Annotated in this window: 8 protein-coding genes; all 8 read right to left on the bottom strand. The window is 63.8% G+C overall.

All coding sequences use genetic code 11. The features are described from left to right. Positions 1 to 16: 16 nt before the first annotated feature. Positions 17 to 643, bottom strand: coding sequence for a hypothetical protein (locus A7317_RS10755; protein WP_024074824.1), 627 nt, complete (start codon positions 641 to 643; stop codon positions 17 to 19). A gap of 18 nt (positions 644 to 661) precedes the next feature. Continuing rightward, the gene (locus tag A7317_RS10750) at positions 662 to 2,362 is read right to left on the bottom strand and encodes a putative porin (protein ID WP_069075759.1); all 1,701 of its coding nucleotides are present in this window, start codon (positions 2,360 to 2,362) and stop codon (positions 662 to 664) included. Positions 2,363 to 2,405: 43 nt separating this feature from the next. Beyond that, on the bottom strand, positions 2,406 to 3,110 hold the full coding sequence (locus A7317_RS10745; RefSeq protein WP_024074822.1) for an energy transducer TonB family protein: 705 nt from the start codon (positions 3,108 to 3,110) through the stop codon (positions 2,406 to 2,408). A gap of 3 nt (positions 3,111 to 3,113) precedes the next feature. Continuing rightward, positions 3,114 to 3,539, bottom strand: coding sequence for an ExbD/TolR family protein (locus A7317_RS10740; RefSeq protein WP_010211136.1), 426 nt, complete (start codon positions 3,537 to 3,539; stop codon positions 3,114 to 3,116). A gap of 11 nt (positions 3,540 to 3,550) precedes the next feature. Beyond that, complete coding sequence (locus A7317_RS10735) at positions 3,551 to 5,350, bottom strand: DUF2341 domain-containing protein (protein ID WP_024074821.1); 1,800 nt, start codon at positions 5,348 to 5,350, stop codon at positions 3,551 to 3,553. 24 nt (positions 5,351 to 5,374) lie between these two features. Continuing rightward, positions 5,375 to 6,961 (bottom strand): ShlB/FhaC/HecB family hemolysin secretion/activation protein, encoded by a 1,587-nt coding sequence (locus tag A7317_RS10730; RefSeq protein ID WP_024074820.1) that lies wholly within the window; start codon positions 6,959 to 6,961, stop codon positions 5,375 to 5,377. Between the two features lie 59 nt (positions 6,962 to 7,020). After that, positions 7,021 to 7,614: a transposase gene (locus A7317_RS10725; RefSeq protein ID WP_069075758.1), complete on the bottom strand. Its 594-nt coding sequence runs from the start codon at positions 7,612 to 7,614 to the stop codon at positions 7,021 to 7,023. A 923-nt stretch (positions 7,615 to 8,537) separates the two neighbouring features. Beyond that, entirely contained in the window at positions 8,538 to 20,585 is a 12,048-nt protein-coding gene (locus tag A7317_RS10720) for a filamentous haemagglutinin family protein (RefSeq protein ID WP_069075757.1), read from the bottom strand. Positions 20,586 to 20,867 lie beyond the last annotated feature (282 nt).

The raw sequence follows: 20,867 nt of genomic DNA, 5'->3' as shown, positions 1-20,867 counted from the left end.
ATCTCTTCCTTGTCTATCAGTGAGTGGCAGCTGCCTGGGGCGCGTCATAACGGGTCTTGTACAAATCGTCGCCAAAGCCCTGGGCCAGTTCCTCGAACTTGACCCGCGCACCACTGGCGAAGGGCTGGCGAATACTCATCACCTCGGCCACGTCGATTTTTTCGTAGGCCGCGAGCAACTGCTGGGCCACGCCGTACATTTGTTGATTCTTGGCTGAACATTGCTGCACTTGTGTGTCACGTTCACTCAATTGTGCTTGCAGCCGCGCGCGCTCGGCCTCTTTGCCCTTGGCGAGGGCCAGCAGTTCTTCATAGGCCTTCTTGAACTTGCCGATCTGCTCGTTGCTCGCCGCCACCTGGGCCTGCGCCTGGCTGTGCAGGCTCTGTTGCTGGCCGGCCAGTTGCTCAGCCGTACCACGGGCTTTTTCCAGCTCGGCGGTCAGTTGCTTGATCTGCGCCTGGGCTTGCTTGGCCTGGTTTTCAGCGGCCAGGCGTGCAGCGCTGGCCTGGGCCTGTTCGCTTTGCAACGCCTGCAACTGCTGGGTGGTGCTGCGCAGTTGCGTGCGTAGGCGCTCTTCCATGCCTTCGGCCGAGGCCCCGGTGGCGACCAGCGCCAACAGCAGCGCGCATATTCGCGTGTTCATGTGGCATCTCCCTGCGCATCAAAAGCGCGTGTTGAGTTCCAGTTGCATCACATCGACTTCAAACGGCGCGCCATACACTTCGGATGCGCTCAACCAACGCGCACTGGCGTAGATGTTCTTGTCGATACCGTAGTTGCCGCCGATGAAATACCCCTTGGCGTTGGTGCCGCCCAGGTGAAACGAGGAGTCGTTGAAACCGTCGGGCAAGGCGTCCGGCTGGATGTACTTGTAGCCAGCCAATACGTTCCAGTCGCCGCGCTTGCGCATCTCCAGCGCGCTGCCGAGGGTGAAGGAGACCATCAAGGCATTGCCGCCACTTTCAAACTGGCCATTGCTGTTGATGTTGTTGACGATCTCGCCTTCGCTGCGCTTGAGCATTTCGCCCTTGTCGTAGGCCAGGTTGTGGATGAAGTTACCCTGGGTGCGCAGCTTGAAGTCGCTCGGCAGTTCGCTGTCCCAGACCAGGTTGAGGTCCAGCACATCGAACTTGGATGCCAGGCCCACGTATTGTGGGTCCGGGGTGGTGGTTGGGGTGGCCGGGTTGGTGGTGTTGTTGCGCAGGTTGAACACGCTGTTGCCTTTTTGCATAAAGGCCACGCGGGTGCCGTCAGTGTCGCAACCGGGTGCGCCCTTCCACGTCGAGCAAGGGCTGGAGCGTTCACCCTCGATATCCTGGAACTGGTAGTACGCCGCGGCCAGCTTGAGGCGGTTGCTGCGGTTGATCTTCCAGTCCGCGCCGATCTGCCCACCGAACAGCCACTTGGTCTCACTGTCTTGCTTGTCGATGCCGTTGGCAGTGGCCGCATCCGAGGTGTATTCGACCGGGAACGCACCCAGGGTGCCGAACAGGCCCCATTCGTTGCTGAGCGTGTGATTGAAGATCGCGGCCACGCCGTCGAAATTGAGGTCGGTGGAGTACATCATGTCGGTGGAGTAGAACGGGTTGGCGATACGTCCCGCGGTCAGGGTCATGGCATCGTTGGCTTTCCAGCTCAGGTAACCCTGGTCGAGCCAGATGTCCTTCTTGCCAAAGCCACCGCCCAGGGTCTGGGTGGTGGACACCGGGTTATTGTCAGAGCCGGTACCCAGGCGAATACCCGCGGTCCACTCCGGCGAGATCACCGCTTTCATGCCCAGGCGCGCGCGCAGGCGGAACAGGTTCTCGCGGTCCTGGGTGGTGTTGATCAACGGCGGGAACTTGGTGTTCGAGTTCTTGTTGACGTCATACGGGCCGGTGTCATTGAGCTTGGCGAAGTCGGTGATTTCCGGGCTGTTGTTGCCTGAGAAGTAGCGCGACTCGTCACGCAGGCGGATATCGCCATCGAAGCTGATGCGCGAGACCCAATCCGGGAAGGTATTGGGCTGGGCCCAGTTTTCCTGCTTGGCGGTGGCCATCACCTCGGCTTTGACCTGGTCGCGGATCTGGTCGCGCACCGCCTGCGGCACGTACTGCACGCGCACATCCCCAGGCGCCGCCGCCGGGCCGCTGGCGACCACCGGGGCGGCATTGGCCTGGCGTGCCTGTTGGGCTTCTTTTTCCGCCTGGGCAATCAGCCCATTGGCGGTGTCCTGGGTCAGTACGCCTTGTTGCACCAGCAGGCGGATCAGGTTGATCGTGACGTTTTCCGAAGGCGCGACCGGGGCTGCAGCCGCCTGGCCGACCAGGGTCGCGATGACCATGCCGACCGCCAGGGTCAGTCGATTCACGGGGGAAATCATGTGTACGCAACTCCTGTAAAAAACTGCGAATAAGTAGGTTTGTTCAATCCGGACGCCGACCCTTGAGGGACAGGCGTACCGGCAGGGTCACTGACGCAGGAACACGTTGCGTGGCATGGGGCGTGCGCAAGGCCGCCAGCACCTGGGCGTCGGTCTCGGCGTCGCCGCTGGACTTGGCCAGTTCAACCCGCGTGACCTGGCCCTCGGCGCTCAACCACACGTCCGCCTGTACCGCGTAGGCCTTCTTGCGTAACTCCGGGTCTTCCCTCAGCAGGCGCTGAAACACGCCGGCCAGGTACTGCTTGTAGGTACCGGCACCGAGGCCACCGCCGCCACTGCCCGCCATGCCGCCGCCCTTGCCCGCGCCGATGTTGAAAGCGTCATTGCCTGATTGCGCGTCGCCGTCGATCTGCATCGGGTTGGCCAGATCATCGGCCGGCGAAGGCGGTGCTTCTTCTGCCGGCTTGACCTCCTCGGGTTCAGGGGTGGGCACCGGCTCAGGGACTTTTTCCTCGACCTTGGGCTCGGGTTCCTTGGGTTTTTCCGGCGGCGGTGGCGGCGGTGGCGGCAACGGGATAATCGTCGGCACCTTCGGCGCTTCGCGGCGTACACCACTCATGTCATTGGCCCATTGCCAGAGGAACCAGGCCGCCACGGCGCCCAGCAGCAGGCCGGCGCCCCACTTCAGCGGGCGCAGCGGCGGCTTGTTCTTTACCGGCAACGGCGGCATCGGGATCTGTGCAGTCATGGCTCAGCCCTGGCTCGGCTTGCCGGTGACCAGCCCGACCTGGGACAGCTCCAGCCGCCGCAGCAAATCGAGCACCTCGATCACCTTCTGGTACTGCACCATGGCGTCGCCGCGCACGATCACCGGGAAGTCCGGGTTCAGCGCTTTCTCGATGCGCAGGCGCTCTTCCAGCTCGCCGAGGGTGACCGGGTAGGCATCGAGGAACACCTGGCCGCCATCGTTCACCGAGATGGCCTTGGTCTTGGCCTCGGACAACGACACCGAGGCGCTGGCCTTGGGCAAGTGAATCTGGATGCCCGAGACCTGGGCGGTGGCGGTGAGGATAAACATCACCAGCACCACCATCAGCACGTCCACCAAGGGCGTGATGTTGATGCTGTCGACAGCCGCGTCGTCATCATCGTCGTGGGAGGCATTTACGGAAGCCATGGCGATTCTCCTCAGGCCGAAACCGGCGCGTGGTGCGGAGCACGGTGCCCCGCTTCACTGAACTGGCTCTCGCCGTGCATCTCCGCCAGGCGGGTGATGAACTCGTCGACAAACACACGCATGTCGGCGCTGACTTCCTTGTTGCGCGTGATCAGGCGGTTGTAGCCAAACAGTGCGGGAATCGCGACGAACAGCCCCATGGCCGTGGCCAGCAAGGCGGCCGCCATGCCTGGGGCGATGGCGTTGATGTTCACGTCGCCGGCCATGGCCGTGCCGAGGAACACCACCATGATCCCCAGCACCGTACCGAGCAGGCCGATATACGGGCCGCCGGCGATGGCGTTGGACAAGGTCGAGAGTTTGGAACTGAGCGCCTGGTTTTCACGGGTGCGCACGCCGTCCATGGAGCAGCGGATGGCTTCGATGGTCGCCGCCGACACCGACGACGTGTCGGCGCCCTGGGCGCGACGGGTGCGGATCTCCTTGATCGCCACACGGTACAGGCGCCACAGCGAGGAATGCGTCAGGCGTTCGGCGAGCACGGCGTCGTCATAGAACATTTCCAGGCGCGTGCCGATCTGCGCGAACTGCTCGCGAAACACCTCGTTGGCACTGCTCACGCGGCTGACCATGCGGTTCTTGCGGATCATGATGAACCACGACTGGAACATCATCGCCACCAGCACCAGGATGATCACCCAGGCGTCCGCCGGCACGGCTTTGAGCAAAAAGCCCAGGCTGCCGAAACCGAAGCCCGACTGCTCTTCATCCACCCCGTAGGCCACCAGTTTCGACTCGGCGCCCTGGGCGCTCGCGTCGGCCAGCAACAACGCAGCCGGGCGGGCCACCTTGGACAGGCGCAACTCATCGATGGCCCCGGCGAATGGCAGGTGCGTGCTGCCGGCTTCGGGCAGGTCGGCGCCAATCGCCCATTGTGAATTCAACGCTGGCATGGCCACTGCCAGGCTCGCGGTTTCGCGGCCATTGACATACAGCGCGACTTTTTCACCCTCGGCGGTGAACGCCAGGTGCTGCCATTGGCCAGGGTTGAGCGGCTGGGTCGACGCCGCGCGCTGGCCGTCGATCTCGACAAACGGCATGCCCTGGTTCACGCCCAGCAACAGGCTGTGGGGCCCCTCACGGCGGGCCACGACGATTTGCTCGCCGCTGGCCTGGTCCAGGCGCAGCCAGGCGCTGAAGGTGAAGGCGCCACCCGCGGCGTGTTGCAGCGATGGGCTGGCCGGCAACAGCAGCGGCTGGCCGCCGAACTGCAAGGCGCGGCCGATCACACCGTCGATGCTGGTGCCGGTGGCGTTGAGCGCGGTGTTGGCATAGGCCGTGGTGTCACGCGGCGGCGTCGCATTGGCGCCGTCAAAGTGGTAGATCGCGGTGTAGTTCGGGTCGAAGGTCAACTGGCCGTTCGCCGTGGCCGGGGCCTTCTGGTTGCCGTAGTACATCCACAGGTCCTGGCGTTGGCCGCCCTCGACCTTGGGCACATCGACCCAGATCAGCGCCATGCCCATCAGCGGGTCGAAGCTTTCAATCTGGTGGTTGAACACCGTCTTGTCATCGGCACTGACAAAGCGCAGGTCGCTGCCGTCATCCTTGACCCCGTCAAAGGTGAAGTTGCCGGTGTGCAGGCGCACCAACAGCGCGGTACGGCCCAGGGCCTGGCTGATCGCCGCGCCTTGGGCGGTGGTGTCCACGCTGATCTGTTTGCGGTAATGCCAGTCGTCTTGCCACCAGGCATGGGCAGTGGCCGGGAGCGCGAAGCCCAGGCAGATCAACAGGCTCAGGATTAGGCGTTGCATGGGAAGAGTCTCCGGGGAAAAGGGTCAGAAAGTCGCCTGCACACTGAAGTGCAGTCGCGAGTCCTGTTTCTGGGTGTTCGGTCCGTCGAGCAGCGGGTAGCCCCAATCCAGGCTGCCGGACAACCATTTGCTCAAACTGGCGCGGGTGCCCAGGCCGACACTGGCCAGGCTGTATTCGTCTTCCTGCTCGGGCAGCGGGTCATGCAGGCGCAGGCGCGCACCTTCGGCGAACGCATAGAAGCGCCACTCCTGTACGTAGCTGCCGAGGAACTTGGCCAGGGACGGTGTGCGCAACTCCTGGGAGAGCAGGAAACCTTCATCCCCGGTGCGCTCGGCCGCCAGGTAGCCGCGCACCGAGGTGGCGCCACCGGCGGAATACTGCTCGTTGGACACCAGCGGCCCCGAGGCCAACTGGAAGCCGGCCTTGCTCGCCGACTGCCAATCGTTGGCGAAGGTGTAGGTGTAATTCAGGTCGCCCTTGAGCACGGCGAAGCTGGCACTGGCCTTGTAGCGCTTGTTGTCGAACGCTTTAGCGTCGCTGCCATAACCAAAAAATGCGCGGGTGCCGACGATCAGGTTCAAGCCCAGCCCCAACTGGGATTGCTCGGTGTAGCGATAACCGTTGTAGCCAAAGGTCAACGGCGCGTACTTGAGCGGTACCTGGTCGCTGCTGTTGCCGAACTTCAGCTCCTCGTCGAAATCCTTGAAGTCGATCCCGAACGAAAACGAATTGGCCCAGTTGCCTGCCGCCGGCAGGTTGTAGATGGCCGATACCCCGTAGGAGTGGCCCTTGCCCAACACGTTGCTGCCGCCGATGGTGGCGATGTTGCTGTCGGACTGGTAGCCGGAGAACTGCAAGGTCCAGCGCTCATCCAGCGGGGCACTGTAGGAACCCGACCAGACCTTGGCATTCGAGCTGTCCTCGGGGGCGGTGAAGTAGGTCAGGGAAATGCTGTGGCCCAGTTGCCAGAGGTTGTCGTAGCCCAGGGTCGCGACCGAGCGCAGCTTCTCGGTGTCGGCGCTGTAGTCGTTGTTCAGGCCGAGACTGGCGTGCCAGGGGTTCTGGTCTTCCACCTGCAAATCCACGTCCATGGTGCCGGGGCGCTGGCCTTCGCGAACCAGCGGCGTAACCTGCCGACCGGCGCTGCGGTTGAGCCCGGCCAGTTGGCTTTGCACCGAGGTGAAATCCGGCACGGCGCCCTCTTTCAGGCCCGGCACTTCTTCGCGAATTTCCACGGGTGAGTAATGCTTGGCCCCAACGACGCGCACGCGGCCGACCTTGGTTTCGCTGACTTGCAGGAACACGATGCCGTCATCGACCTTCTGCTCGGGCAGTTCCACAAACACCGACTGGTAACCCCGTGCCTGGTAGATCTTCTGCAACGCATCGCGGGCGCCTTCGATATCGCCCAGGGTCTTTTGCGGGCCGAGAAACGGGTACACCGCCTCCTCGATCGTTGCGGCATCGAGCACGGTATTGCCGCGCACGAAGTACTCGTTGACGTCCACCCGGCGCGCCGGGGCTTCGCCCTCTTCGGCCAGCACCGGCTGCGCGAAGGCGCCCAGCGTCAGGCAGCACAACGCCAACGTTGACTTGAACAGATGCTCCACACAGCCCCCTAAGTGTCTAAAATATTGCGCCGTCGCCGTGTGTATGGCGTTTGGCCTGCTCAATTGCGGATGGTCGAAAGCTGGCTGTGCCGGGCCAGCCAGGTGTGCAGCAGCGCGAAGTTCAGGGAGAACTCCTGCATGTGCAGCAAGGCGCCGCCAAACACGTCACCGATGATGGTCTGGATCAGCTGCACCGCCCGCGGGTTGTTCAGCAAGGTGGCAATGTCGCGTTGCAGGACGTGGAGGCCCCACACCTTCTGGTGCAGTTCGAGGCCGACGAACCAGCGGAACAGCAGGTTGTAGTTGAGCTGCTCGTGCAGCTGCTGTTCGCTGGGCACCGAGTACAGCAGTTGCAACAACAGGATCTGCAGCACGGTGCGCGGTGCGATCAGCATCCCCGGTGTGGGCTGCAGCAGGTCGGGGTGCCGGTCGAACACCTCGTCGATCTGCGGGCGCAGCAACACCAGCGAATGGCTCGCCGGGATGTAGCTGGAGACTTCCTTCAAGGCGCCCTGCCAATCGTCCTGGGAGACGATCCACACCCACGGTGCGCCGTAGCGGTACACCGAGACCGGTTTCTTGCGCGCGGCTTCGACGATCTTCGACAGGCGCTGGTCGAGCTCCTGCATGCCGACTTTCGAGTAACGTTCCATAGTTCCCATTTGCCCCACTCCTGGCGTCCTGCTGACGGCTGGGGAGGTGATTTGTGGTCGCCTCCAGCGCGTTACATAGGCAAGACGGGGATGGGGGGGAGCTACCGAACTTTTGTCATGAAAGCTTCATTTGGGATTGGGTGGGGGGCAATTTTTTGGGGGGGTTGGGGGGGGCGGGGGTTCCGTGTACATATCCGTTTCTGCGGTAACGGCGACTGGCGGTTCCGCCCTTACGGCGGGTCACTTTTGGAAAAGAGCCCCAAAAGTAACCAAAAGGGCTCTTGCCCCACCAGATCCAATTGTGGGAGGGGGCTTGCCCCCGATGGCGCCGGGTCAGTTAACAAATAAGTGACTGACACACCCTCATCGGGGGCAAGCCCCCTCCCACATTTTTACCGAGTACACCAGCCACAACACCGGTCGGTTCCAAGGCAGCAAAAGACAGAGCAAAACCAGGCCGAGGTCTACCTGACCTATGGAGATCTCTGACCTGTGGAGATCCAATTGTGGGAGGGGGCTTGCCCCCGATGGCGCCGAGTCAGTTAACCAATAAGTGACTGACACGCCCTCATCGGGGGCAAGCCCCCTCCCACATTTTTAACCGAGTACACCAGCCACAACACCGGTCGGCTCCAAGGCAGCAAAAGACAGAGCAAAACCAGGCCGAGGTCTACCTCACCTATGGAGATCTCTGACCTGTGGAGATCCAATTGTGGGAGGGGGCTTGCCCCCGATGGCGCCGGGTCAGTTAACAAATAAGTGACTGACACACCCTCATCGGGGGCAAGCCCCCTTCCACATTTTTAACCGAGTCACCAGGCACAAATCCGGTCGGCTATCAGGCCGCCGCGCCAACAACCCCAAAAAAACGGGGCGATCATTGATCGCCCCAAACGGTACATCGAGAGGTCCTTTCTAAGTCCTTACAGGGTGATCTGCTTGCGCTCTTCATCCGTCAAGCGCGCACGCGCCTGTTCACTCAACGGTCCGGCGCCCAGTACCTGCACCGGGCTGTTGGGGTTGTAGCCGGAGGTTTTCTGCTGTTCCTGCGGCTCGCGCTGTACCGGCTCGGAGCCAAAGCTCAGTACCTCCACCGTCACGATCGACGCCCTGCCCTGCTTGGCCGCCGCCTGCTGGCTGCGTGCGGCACCCTCCGCTGCCTGGGACGCCGCCGCCCCCGCCGCGCTGGCCGAGCTCATGGCGCCGGTGTTGACGGTGGCCGTCACCGGCACCCCGGACGATTTGCCCTGGGTCTGGATGTTGGCCGCGTTGACCACGCGCAAGGCGGCGATGTTGACGTTGCCCGACACCCGAATGCCCGCCTCGCCCGCGTCGATGGTGCCCAGCGGCGCGATCAGGTCGATGTCCCCCGCCGGCACTTCCGGGATCGGGTTCAACGTGGCGATCCCCGCCCCGGTGCTCGGTACCGATGGCGACAGGCCCACGTTGCCCCAGTTGTCATAGACGCGCTTGGGCGGTGTGTACACCACGGTGGTCTTGGAACCGCGCCCGGCGTTGATGTCGCCCTGAGCGGTCCAGGCCATGATCGAACCGCCGAAGGTGGTCATGATGCGGCTCTGGCCGAGCAGGATGCTGCCCAGGGAGTACAACTGGATATCCCCCGTGCCCTGGGTGATCACACCCGCCGTCGACGGAGGCGCCGCGCCTTCGATGCCGAAGGTCTGGTTGCCGCCTGGGGTGAGCATCTGGATCGAGCCACCGAAGTTGGTGTGTACACCCGCGCCGCCGAACATCGTGATATTGCCTTTGTAGCTGATCGGGTTACCGGCCACGTCGGTCTCGGGGAACAACCTGGCAATCGCCGCACGCCCACGGACATAGCTGCCCTGGCGTACGCTGCCGTCCTGGTTGTACTCGCGGCCGGCGGCCTTGAGTTCGGCGAAGTACACGTCACGGGCGAAAACCCGCTGTTGTTCGACCGGCAGTGCGGCGTAGTAGGTTCGCGCCTGTTCGCTATTGCCGACGAAACCGAAGCGTTCGGCCAGCCAGGAGACCAGTTCGTTTTCGTAGGTCTTGGCGATTTTGCCGCCCTGGATCGACTCCCCTGGCTGGGCCAGGTTAGCGGGGTTCAGGTAGGCCTCGACAAAGCCGCGGTAATCCGGGCCGTTGGGGCCTGCGCCGGCTTGCATCACGATGCTCGCACCAGGCCGGGTGTCGCCAGGAGCCACGGCCCCCAGGCTGGTGATCGCCACTTGGTCGTCCATCAGGATATTGCGCCCAGCGGTCACTTCCAGGGTGCCGGGGCCGGCGACATTGAAGCTGCTGTAGAGGATGTCGCGACCGGCGCTGGCGATGGAAATGTCGCTGGCGCCGTTATGCACGAACAGGTTGCCCGCAAAGGTGTACTGACCGGTCGTCGGGTCCCCGCCCGTGGCGCCGCTCAGGAGAGTGCCGCTGCGGACAATATCTCGCCCGGCCAGCATCCGTACCGCGCCAGCGCCCTCGTAATAGGTCTGCCCGAAACGCGCGTCATCCGAGCCGGTAATGGTGATCGCACGCCCACTGTTGACCGCGAGCAGATCGCCGCTCAGCGCATAGAAACGTGCAGGCTCCAGAGCATCACCCCATGACGTACTGGCGGTGTTGGGACCGAAGGCAAACAACGGGTAGGAGATGCCCAGGCGGGCAATATTGCCGTCGATAGAGACATTCCCGCTGCCCACGTCCGGGCGCCTGCTAATAAAGCCCTGGAAAGCCGGATGCAGGATGCTCGCCAAACTATTCGGCGCCGCGCTGGAACGGCTGATCGTCAGGTCACCGCCGTAGATCGAATCCCCCGCCAGCAGTTGCAACTGGCCGTTGGTCGACGGTGCCAACACCAGCGCCTTGAGCTCCGGCCAAGGTGCTGTGTTGAAGGATGAAGCGCGGCCGTAGTACAGGCTGCCATTGGCGGCGACTGCACGTAATGTCGCGGGATACACTGCTGCCATGTCCGACTCTGCGGTATCGGTCAACGGCGTGAGATTGCCACCGGCCGAGAACAAGTCGATGGCTGTGCGGTTGGTCCACAGGCTGAACCAGCTCTGCCCCAGACCGCTGACCCCATTATTCTCGTAAGCCAGGATATTCATCTGCGGTGCACGGCCAGGGTCGGCCACGTCCTGCAGCACCAGGTCACCACGGGTGGCCAGGCTGAAGGTCGCATCCCCCGGAAACAGGCTCCAACCACCGGTCGCGGCCGCAGAAGTCGAGCGGGTCGGATCGTAGGCGCGGATTTCGCTGGGGCTCTGATCCTTAGGCTGGCTGCCATAACGCAACGTCAGGCTACCCAGGGCGCCACCCGTCAGTTGTACATGCCCACGCAGATCCACCACCGCGCCATTGAGATGCTCCAGCGCCGTCTGGCTGCCGGGGTTCACCGCCCCACCCACCCGCACGTTCAGATCGCCGCCGCCGGTGAGTTGCAGGCTGCCATCGGCCGCGACCCGCCCAGTACTGCCTACCGCGAGGACCAGGCCCGTGCTGCGCGGGCTTATGTTGCCAGCCAGGTTCGCCACAGGCTTGAGCATCCCCGCATCGCCACCGACCTCGACATTCAGATTGCCGCCGCCCAGGGTGCCGAACCCGGTAAAGCCCACCATCCGATCCGCTAGCCCCGCTAACGGCACCTTGGAGCCAAAGTTGATCCACCAGGCGGTGGGTTGCGCCTGGCTGCCGCTCAAACCATTGCCTTGACGCCAGAGCCAATTGCCGACGTTGACCGAATCCACCTCACCATCGGTAGTCACCGGCCGCCCGCCAGTGGACCTCGCCTTGCTGGTAATGTTGCCGGTCAGGTTGCCACCGACCTTCAACAACACATTACCTCCCCCATCCGGGAACCAGGCACCTTGCGGGCTACCGGCGGTGGCAGCGGTGGGACTGCCGGCGGTGTAGACGCCGAAGAGCGATTCCATGCTTAAATCACCCGCGGCCAGCAATTCCAGGTCCGCCGTACCGGTGCGGATTACGCTGAAACGCGCGCTGCTGCCCACTATCTTGCTCGGACCGAAGACGCCGTAATGGCTGTCGGCCAGGCGCAGATCACCGGCACCGGCCTGTGGATGCGCCAGCAGCATCCGGCTGTTGGCCGCCTGGGTATCGGCCCCACCCACTAGGCGCATCGACCACGACTGGGAGCCCTCAGGCAGCATGGGCGCTGCGGCCCATAGACGGTTCGGATAGTTTGGGTCCGGCACTCGCAACTGTATCGACTTTGCGGCCCCCGGAAATTTAAAGTTGACGCCCTCCGGCAACCGCGCACCACGAGGCAGTTCCTTGGTGCCAAAGAGGGTCACGGAGGCTACGCTGGGCAGCGGCACGCCAGCAGGCCAGGTCATCTGCTTGACTTCGGTCAGACTGACCAACACGTTCCCGGCATCCAGGATACTGTCAGCCGGGAAGGTCACCGCTGTGCTTAACAGGGTGCCTGCCGGGTACAGCACACTCCCTGTCGCATCGCGCACGGCGCCCGCCAGCACCGTGCCGGCCGGAAGCACCAGTTCCTCAGCGAGGGTCACTGCGACCGGCAGCCGGGTGCCAGCCGGCAGGCTCCGCGCTTTGATCGGCAGGTCAAAGTTAAGCGTCGTGCCACCTGGGAACGTCGTACCGTCCGCCAGAATCACACCGTTGCGCGGTATTACCACCGCGCCGCCGGTGTAATCGAGACCCGCACGCAGTACCCAGCCGTTGTCATCCGCCGTCGCTGCAGGCACTGCAAAGCCGTCATTGATGCTGCCGTAGATATTCAGGTTACCACCGGCGCGCAGCGTCAGGCTGCCCGCCTCGGTCACCGCACGGGTAGGCGATTTCAGGCTGGCGTAGCGATAGCCGGACAGGTCCAGGTCGCCTTGTACCACCAGGTCGCCATCGGCGGTTTTGCTGATGATTTCTACGCCGGGACGCAGGTGGAACGTATCGCCGTAGGTCGCATTGTTCAGACCGGCCAGCTTGTTCTGTACCAGGTTGGTGTTACTCAACGCCGCATCGATGAACGTGGTGTTGAGACCGTGTATGTCATCCAGGTATTTCTGGGTGATGACCTGATACGGCCTGCCGCTGGCGGTCGTACCGGTCCCGAGCGGCGCATTATCATAGGTGGCCATGCCATTGAGGGCGATCGAGCGCGCGCCCTGGATCGTCAAGCGTCCACTGGTGTCGATCGCGATGTCATCGGCACCCAGGCGCGGCGCATTCAGTTCCAACGTGCCACGGTTGCGCCCGTCATTGGCGGTGGCGGCTTCGGTACCATGGCGCAGGTCAACTCGCGCCCCGTCGGCCAGGGTCAGTTGGCCGATGCCGGAACCCAGGACCACGATGGCGCGGTTCGGCGAATCGATGATCTTGCCGTAACTGTCCACGCGCAATTGCGTGCCATGGGCGTCAAGCACCGCAGTGCCGTCCAGGGTCAGGCCGTTCTTGCCAGCCAGGTTGATGCTGCCGACGCGCTCGCCACTGGCGTCCACCCGGCCAGTCACGCGCAACGTGCCGCTGTCCACCGAGACATCCACGGTGTTGGCCTTGACTCCGTCGCCGATGATCAGGTCGCCCTGCTTGAGCTGGAAGCTGCGCGCGCCAAAGACCTGGCCCTGGTTGAGACGCTGGTTGAGGGCGGCGAACTGGTCACTCAAGCTGCCGCTGCCACCCAGGTGCTGGGCCTGGACTTCCACCGCGCCGGCCAGGTACGGCACCAAGGTGCCGCCGGCATCGTAATAACCGCTGCTACCCGCAAGGATCTTGCCCGCCAGGTCGACGGTGCCGGCCGTGCCGCCCACCGCCACGGCGCGTAGCTTGCCCGCCTGGTTGTACTGCGCCGACAAGTCGATGGTCGAGCCCGCGGCCTGCTGCACATTGCCTGCGCGACTCTCCAGCACCACGTCGCCCCCCGCGCTGTATTTGGTCAGGTCGTTGAAAACGATCGAGCGACCGGACACATCAACCGATGCGTTGTCGGTCAGCACCACGTCGCCACGGGCGCCCAGGGTGACCTTGCCGCTGGGCAGTACCACCGCGCTGGCCAGGCGAAGGCTGTCGCCCTGCAGCGACAGCTCGCCGCCCAGGCCTTCCACTTTACCCACCGGGCCTGCCGATGCGCTGATGTCGATGGCGCCACCCGCGGTGATCTTATTCACCGAGCCGGCTTCGCCGGTCATCAGTGGCGTGAGGATATTCAGGTTGCCGCCACTGTAGGCAAAGCCCTTGAGCGCGTCATAGGCACCTTGGCTCTGGTACACCGAAAGGCTGCCCTTGTGGTTGGCGGTGATGCGGTCGCTGGCATTCAGGTTGACATTGGCAAAGCCCAGGGCGAGGCGCTTCAACGTTGCAGTGGTGCTGGCTTGGGCAAACTCGCCATAACCGAACACGATGCGTTCGGCGTTGATATCCAGGCGCCCGCTGCCGGTGCCCGCACCACCCGCCACCACCATGCCAGGGGCTGCCTCGGCGCCCTGCCAGATCAGGTTGGCGGTATGGATGGTCGCCACATCATTCGCGCCCCCGGAACCGTAGATCGCCGGGGTGGAGAGCATCAGGTTGTTCAACAGGGACTTGCCGGTCACCGCATCGTAGGTGTCGAGGGTGGCGGAGCCGTAGAAATTGAAGCTGTCCCGCGCCGACAGTTGCAGGGTCTCCAGGGCCGGAGCGCCAAACTGAGTGTCGCCGCGCAGCAGGCGGTCGAGCACTTGCTGGGTGAGGGTCAGGCCCGCTGGCAAGCGATTCCCCGCCGCGGCGTCGGCCAGCGCTTGCGGGCTGCCAACGTTGATGCTGGTCAGCCCCAGGTTGAGGTGACGGGTGCCATAACGCACCTGATCGCCCATCTGCAGGGTGCTGTCGGTCAAGGCGACAATGCTGCCTTCGGAGTACAGGGCGGTCTGCCCAGTGCACGGCGCGTTGTTGCATACCCCCAACTGGATGCCGCGGCCGACATCCGGTTGCGCCGCTGCGACCACATTGAGCAAACCGTTGGAAACCGCCAGTGTGTTGGCCAGGTTGTAGATGAAACCGTCACGCGCGTCATAACTGGCCTTGCCACGCCCGATAGTATTGATGGACGCCCCCTGCTCCACCACGATGGAACCGGTGGAAGCCACCAGGAACACTTCCGGCGCCGCCAGGCTCGCGCCCTCTCGCAAGACGAGAGCGCCAGTGGTGCCGTTGGCAAGGGTTATGTAGTTGCCCGCCTGGCCGTAGTTGACCACTGTCGTCCCCCCGATCATCAGGCGCGCGGCACCCAGCGAATTCAAGCTGTCGGCATCCACGGTGATACCGTTGAAACCACTGGTGGCGCCCCGGCCGGCAGCCACGATTTCGAGGTCGTTGCCTAGACCGCTGTGGTCTACGTTCATCAGCGCAACGGTACCCCCGTACCCCCCTTCAGCGGCCTCGAAGCGACCATTGCCCTGGAACGAAAAAGCATCCGCCCCGGCCCCCAGGCGCAAGGCCAGTTGTAAGGTCTTCGCATCCACCGGCAGCAATGCCCGTGGGACACCGAGCCGCGCGGCATCGGCTATGGCAAATTGCGCGTAGCTGGTTTCGTTGTACTGGGAGTAACGGCGCAAGGTATCGGCGGAGGTCAGGATCACTTGGCTCGCGATGCTGTCGCTGATGCCGGTGTTGGCGATGGACAGCTGCCCGGCAGTGGACCATGAGCCGTTGCCCATCAGTTGGGCTGCCCCTTGGCTGCCAAGGCCGGCCAGGCCGTTGATTTCCACCCTGAACGCCCCCGGCATCAGGGCATAGGTGGACGGCATCAGCGTATAAGTGCCCGCCGCCAGCCCCGGCACACCAGCACCGATCGTGATCTGCTGGCCCACAAGCGGCTCGACGGCCCCACCCTCCGGTGCTACCGGGGCGTAGCCCGGTTGCGCGCCGGGCACAATCGCATAGACCGGGTTAGTGCCCAGCCCCGGCAACACAAAGCCACCATTTGCGCCGAACTGCACCAACGGGTTGTAGCGCGCATCCGTGGAGCCGCCGCGCCCGGAAATGAACCCGGCCCCGAGCAGCTCGCCACCGCCGGACAGATCAACGGTAGCACCAGGCCGCACCAACACCGACTCACCGCCCAACGTCATGCCGACATTAAGGGTGCCGTTGAGGGCTGAGCCTCCTTGGCCGATGAACGTCACCGTCTTGCCGTTGTACTTATAAACCTGCCCATCCACCGTGCCGCCATAGGGCAGCACCAACCCCTTGCCACTCACCGAGGTAAGGCTGCCGGGCAGCAATTCGACACGACTGGAGCCCAGGCTGCCAATTTCGATCAGCCCCAGGGGCGCGCGTATCACCCCGCCCTGCTTGATGGTAGGGCCGCCCAATTGCAGGCGACCGAACGCCGAATACGGCGTGGCGCTCTGGCTGTCACCGGTGCGTGCAATGGTCAAGGTACGCGTCGGGTCGTAGTTGAAGCCGGTGCCATTGTTGCTGAGACCGTCCAGGTAACCGGCGATCACCCGCGCCCCGACTTCGGTCGCGGGGTACAGCTGTGCGGCACTCAGGGTCATGTCCCCCCGGGTCATCAGTTGTGTGCTGATGCCCTGGGCAATCACGTTTGCATCGGCACCGGCCAAGAAGCGCAGGTCGCCCTGGCTCGTCAGTTGTACATCGTCGAAACCGCGACGGTCGACAGTCACCAGGCTGCCATCGGCCAGCGTCAGATCACTCTTGTTGCCCATCAGCACATTGCCGCGCACATCGATCAGGTTGCCACCGGCGTTGAATACCGCCTGACTGGCGCGTCGCGACATGCCTGAGGTCAACACCGGATGCAGGTATTGGTCCTTTGTGGGATCCAGCGGCGCAAGGATGCCCGCCAACAACAGGTAAGGCGCCGACAGGTTGATACGGGCATTAGCGGCAGCGTTTTCAGTCAGGCCCATGGCGCCGCTGTACAGGCGCAGGCTCTGGCCCATGTTCAACGCCACGTCGCCGTCAAAACTCAACAGGCCGTTGCTGAGCAAAGCCAGGTTGTCAAAACCACCAGCGCTGACCTGATCCACCCCAAGGCGGCCATGACCGTATTCCAGGCTCGCAGCCGCGGCATCGGCGGTACCCGGTAAGAGGCTGTCTTGATGGACTTGACTGATCACCAGCTCGCGCACATTGAGCACCCTGTCGGTGACCGTACTCTTGGCGTAATACGGGCTTTCCAGCGCCAGCGACAAACTACCGCCCGCCGCCCCCGCACCACCGGCCCGGGCGACAACGCTGCCGTCCAGGTACAGGCCATTGTTGGAGGCCAAGCTGATGCTGCCGCCCTTGCTCGCGACCAACACCCGGCCCTGGCCTGGAATGTCCAGCGCCGCCTGGGCACCCGAAGCATCCAGGCGCGCGCCCTTGCGCACCACCACAAACAGGTCGCTGGCCTTGGCAATGCCGGTCGCCAGGTCGATATCGCCGCCGATGCTGATCTTGCCGCCACTGCGCACCTGACCGTAGACCCCCCCACGGTTGTTCACCGCCGTAACCGCCCGCGACGCCACGTCGATCAGCGCGTTCTCGCCCACCCAAATCGAGCGGCCATGGCCAACGGCATTCGTCGCTTCGGAGCTGCCCACCGTCAGGCCGCCGAGGCTGACGCTCCCGCCCCAGGCATTGAGAGTACCGTTCATCGTCAGCTGGCCGACGCTGCGCAGGTTGATGCCCTGGCCGGGGTCGACATTGATCACCGCGCCTTGGCCTACGGTCAGGGTCGTGGTGGCCAGGTCGGCCGCAGTGGAGTCCTGATGACCCGCGGTCAAGCTCAAGCTGGCACCCAGGCGCTGGTTCAATACGCCTTGGGTCGGGTTTTCCTGGTACAACGCTGGCGTCCAGCGCTCAAGGGCAGCGGCCGGGTCGCTGCCGCTCGAAACGCCGGATGTCTGTTCGCCCAAACGGTAGACCGGCGTAGTGACATCCACCTGGGTGCCATCGGTGACCAGCAGCCCTTCATTGCCGGTAATGTCATAGGCCGAGAAGCCCTTATTGAAGAAGTCGCCGGCCAGTTGCAAGGTGTCGGCGGCCGGCGCCGTGGCGCTGTCGCCTATCTGCACCTGGCGCGCCTGCAACGCCAGGGTGCCGCCGCCGCTGACGCCATAGCCACGAATCTCGCCGTCCAGCGCCAAAGTGCCAAGGGCCGCCAGGGTCACGTCCCCGCCCTTGCCGCCAGTGAGGGTGCCATTCACACCCAGCGTGCCACCGGAAGCCACGTCCACCACACTGCCCGTCGCCAGGTTGACATTCGCGGTGCTACGCAGCGACACCTTGCCGCCGTTCACATAGGCCACACCGGCGGTATTGGCTGGGTCCAGCAGCAGGTTGTTCCAGCGCCCGGTGGTGTCCAGCCTGACCCCGCCGGCGACGTCGACAATACCGCCCCCCGCCAGGATCGTGTCACCCACAGCCCCGGCTTTAAGCGGGTCGACCTGGCTGAGAATGTTACCGGCATTGATGCTGCCACCATGGGCCGTGAGGTTGGCGTTGAGGTTGACCCCTGGCCCGAACAAGGTGATATCGCCGCCATCCGCCACCGTGAGCGCACCGTTGACGGTGATCTGCTGCGTGGCACCGACTTTGATCGCGCTCAGTGAGTAGCCATTGAGCTGATCGCTGTCGAGCACCAGCTTGCCTTGGCGATCCGCCGGCAGTGCGGTGCTGAGGTCCAGGCCCTCGGCGATCTTTTGGGTGTTGCTGTCAATCAGCACTTCGGCGGCAGTGCCGTTCAGGGCATAGCGCAGGGTGCCGGTGGTCTTGTTATAGACCGGTGTGTACCCGCCAATGATCAACTGCGCGCGCTGGGCCATGGCCTTCTGTGACTGCTGGTAACCGTCGAGGTTGAGGTTTGGCGCCTGGGTCTGGCGATCGCCCTGGAAGACGTCACTGATCAGTTGCCCTTCCAGCACCGCGCTGGTGGTTCCGACCACCAGCTTGCCGGCATCGCGGCCCACGGTGTAACCCGACTCGTAACGGCGTTGCTTGGCGATCATGGGGTTGTAGTAATACTCGGTCTGGCCCCAGCGTTTACTGGTGTCTTCAAACCCCTTGTAGAAACCGGAATAGAGAATGTCGCCCGGCGCCCTGGACACTTCATACAAGCGCCCATCGGGGCCCTTGAGCCAGGTCTGTTGGATATAACCGGCCTGCACATCCACGGTGCCACCCGACAGGTTGATCTGCGCGCCCTTTTGGGTCACCACGTCCTTGCCGGTAAAGGTCACGGTACCGCCCTGGGCCATCCACTCACCCACCGAGTGGCCCTGGGTGCCGAGGTAGCCGCCGACTTCCAGCAAGCCGCCGGCGGTGTACCAGCGATCCGTCGCATAGCCGTTGGTGCCGGCGGGCACAAACACCAGCTCGCGCAGGTCGACCCACACATCGTTGTTGATCAACTGCCCGCTGTCACGGTTGACCGGCGCATCGCGCTGCTCGTTGCCCTGCACGTTGATCTTGATGTTGTTGGCTTCCATCGACACCTTGACGCCCACCGCGCCGGACACGTCGATCATCGCCCCATCGCGCACCAGGCTGCGCCCGGTCGCGCTGACCGCGACCTGGCCACCGGTGGCCAGGGTGATCGAGCCTTTCTGGAAGTCCACGGTGCCGCCGCTGACGATCTCGATACGCGATTGGTCGGTGCGATCGGCCACGGCGCTGAGGTTGTTGAACAGACCGGTGATCAGGTTGGCGGGGGTGCCGTCGAGCTTGGTCAGGCCATTGCTTTGCTGGCTGTTCAGCGCAGTGCTGCCACTGCTGTCCAACAGGATCGCGGTGGTGCTGCCCTCGCCCAGGGTCACACTGCCGGTGGTGTCGGTGGCGGAATTGAGCAGGTGAATCGTGCCACGGGTGTCCACCGAGGTGCTGGCCAGGGCCACGCCGTTTTGCTGCACCTGGTGCCCGGTCAGGGTGATGTCACCAGTGGAGGCCATGATCAGGCCGTTGTTGCTGACCTTGCCGGCGTTGCTGCCGGCCTTGAGGCTGGTCGCCACTTCATTGCCGCGCGTGGTGGAGCGGTCGTTGCCTGCGGTGCCGACGCCTTTACGGATATAGAAGCTGTCGCCGGCCGCCAGGGTGGTCTGGCCCTTTGCGGTGTTGATCGTACCGGCGTTGTCCACTTCCGAACCGAGCAGCAAGGCATAGCCGCCCGCATCCGTCGAGGTGGACGGGGTGTGGGTCTGGATCAGCGCACCGCGCTGTACCTGGACCTTGCCCGCTGCGTCGGTGAAGGTCGGCTGGGTGCCGGTGCCATCCACGTAAATACCGCGCTGGGTGAACTGCTCATCAGTGATGGTCGCAGCGGCGGCCACGAGATTGCGCACGTTGACCTGGCTGGTACCATTGAAGACCACACCGTTGCGGTTCACGATCATCACCGTGCCGGCGCCATTGATCTGGCCCTGGATCTCGCTGGGTCGCGCGTCGGGATCGTTGACGCGGTTGAGTACGGCCCAACTGGCCTGCTGTTGGAAATCCACGGTGGTGTTGCGCCCGACGTTGAAGGTCTCCCAATTGAGGATCGCCTTGTCAGCCGTCTGTTCGATGCTCACCGTGGTTTTGCCGCCGGATTGGCTCTGGGTCGGGCCCTTGGCGTTGGTCCAGCCCTGGGTCAGGCTGTTGTCAACTTGCAGGCCGCCCTTGCCCAGGCCATCGGGAATCGTCGACACCTGGCCAAACGCCGCCTGGCGCCCTGCCGCTTGCGCCGCCTGCTGCGCTGCAATCGCCGCGACACTGGTATTCAAGTTGCTGATCGAGCGCGCCATCTGCTGGTTGACCCGCGCTTGCTGGTTCAGCGTTGGAACCCCCGGCACCTGCCCGGCACTGATCCGCGCCGCCGTCGCGGCCTGGGACGCGCCTTTGTCGGCAAACCAACCGGAACTGAACGCCGTGGCCGCCTGGGCATTGCCTGCCACCATCAACAAGGCAATGGCGTGGGCCAAGGGCTTGAGCCGCAGGACCGTCTCTTGGGCTTTCAGGTTAACCGGCGATTTGCAGCGGACCATCGGGAATCTTCCTTCTTTATTGGCGCCCAGGGGCAAGACAGGCTTGTGTATGAGGGTTAGGCGGTTGGCGGGGGGCGCGACTGAACTTCTGTCATGCAAAGTTCATAAAGGACTGGTAACGGCCCGATAAGGACGACGCACAGTTTCTGTAGGAGCGAGCTTGCTCGCGAAAAACGTGAGGACGCCGCAGGCATTCAACAAGCCCGCGTCATCGTTGACGACCTTCGCGAGCAAGCTCGCTCCTACAGAGGAAATCGCAATGCAAAAAATCAGCAACGGCAC

This window comes from Pseudomonas fluorescens (assembly GCF_001708445.1).
Lineage (GTDB): Bacteria > Pseudomonadota > Gammaproteobacteria > Pseudomonadales > Pseudomonadaceae > Aquipseudomonas > Aquipseudomonas gorinensis.
This window is presented reverse-complemented; position numbering and strand designations above follow the sequence as displayed.

Coding starts and splice junctions, on each gene's coding strand:
- A7317_RS10735 (WP_024074821.1), bottom strand. CDS start 5,350: ATGCAACGCCTAATCCTGAGCCTGTTGATCTGCCTGGGCTTCGCGCTC.
- A7317_RS10720 (WP_069075757.1), bottom strand. CDS start 20,585: ATGGTCCGCTGCAAATCGCCGGTTAACCTGAAAGCCCAAGAGACGGTC.
- A7317_RS10745 (WP_024074822.1), bottom strand. CDS start 3,110: ATGACTGCACAGATCCCGATGCCGCCGTTGCCGGTAAAGAACAAGCCG.
- A7317_RS10755 (WP_024074824.1), bottom strand. CDS start 643: ATGAACACGCGAATATGCGCGCTGCTGTTGGCGCTGGTCGCCACCGGG.
- A7317_RS10750 (WP_069075759.1), bottom strand. CDS start 2,362: ATGATTTCCCCCGTGAATCGACTGACCCTGGCGGTCGGCATGGTCATC.
- A7317_RS10740 (WP_010211136.1), bottom strand. CDS start 3,539: ATGGCTTCCGTAAATGCCTCCCACGACGATGATGACGACGCGGCTGTC.
- A7317_RS10725 (WP_069075758.1), bottom strand. CDS start 7,614: ATGGAACGTTACTCGAAAGTCGGCATGCAGGAGCTCGACCAGCGCCTG.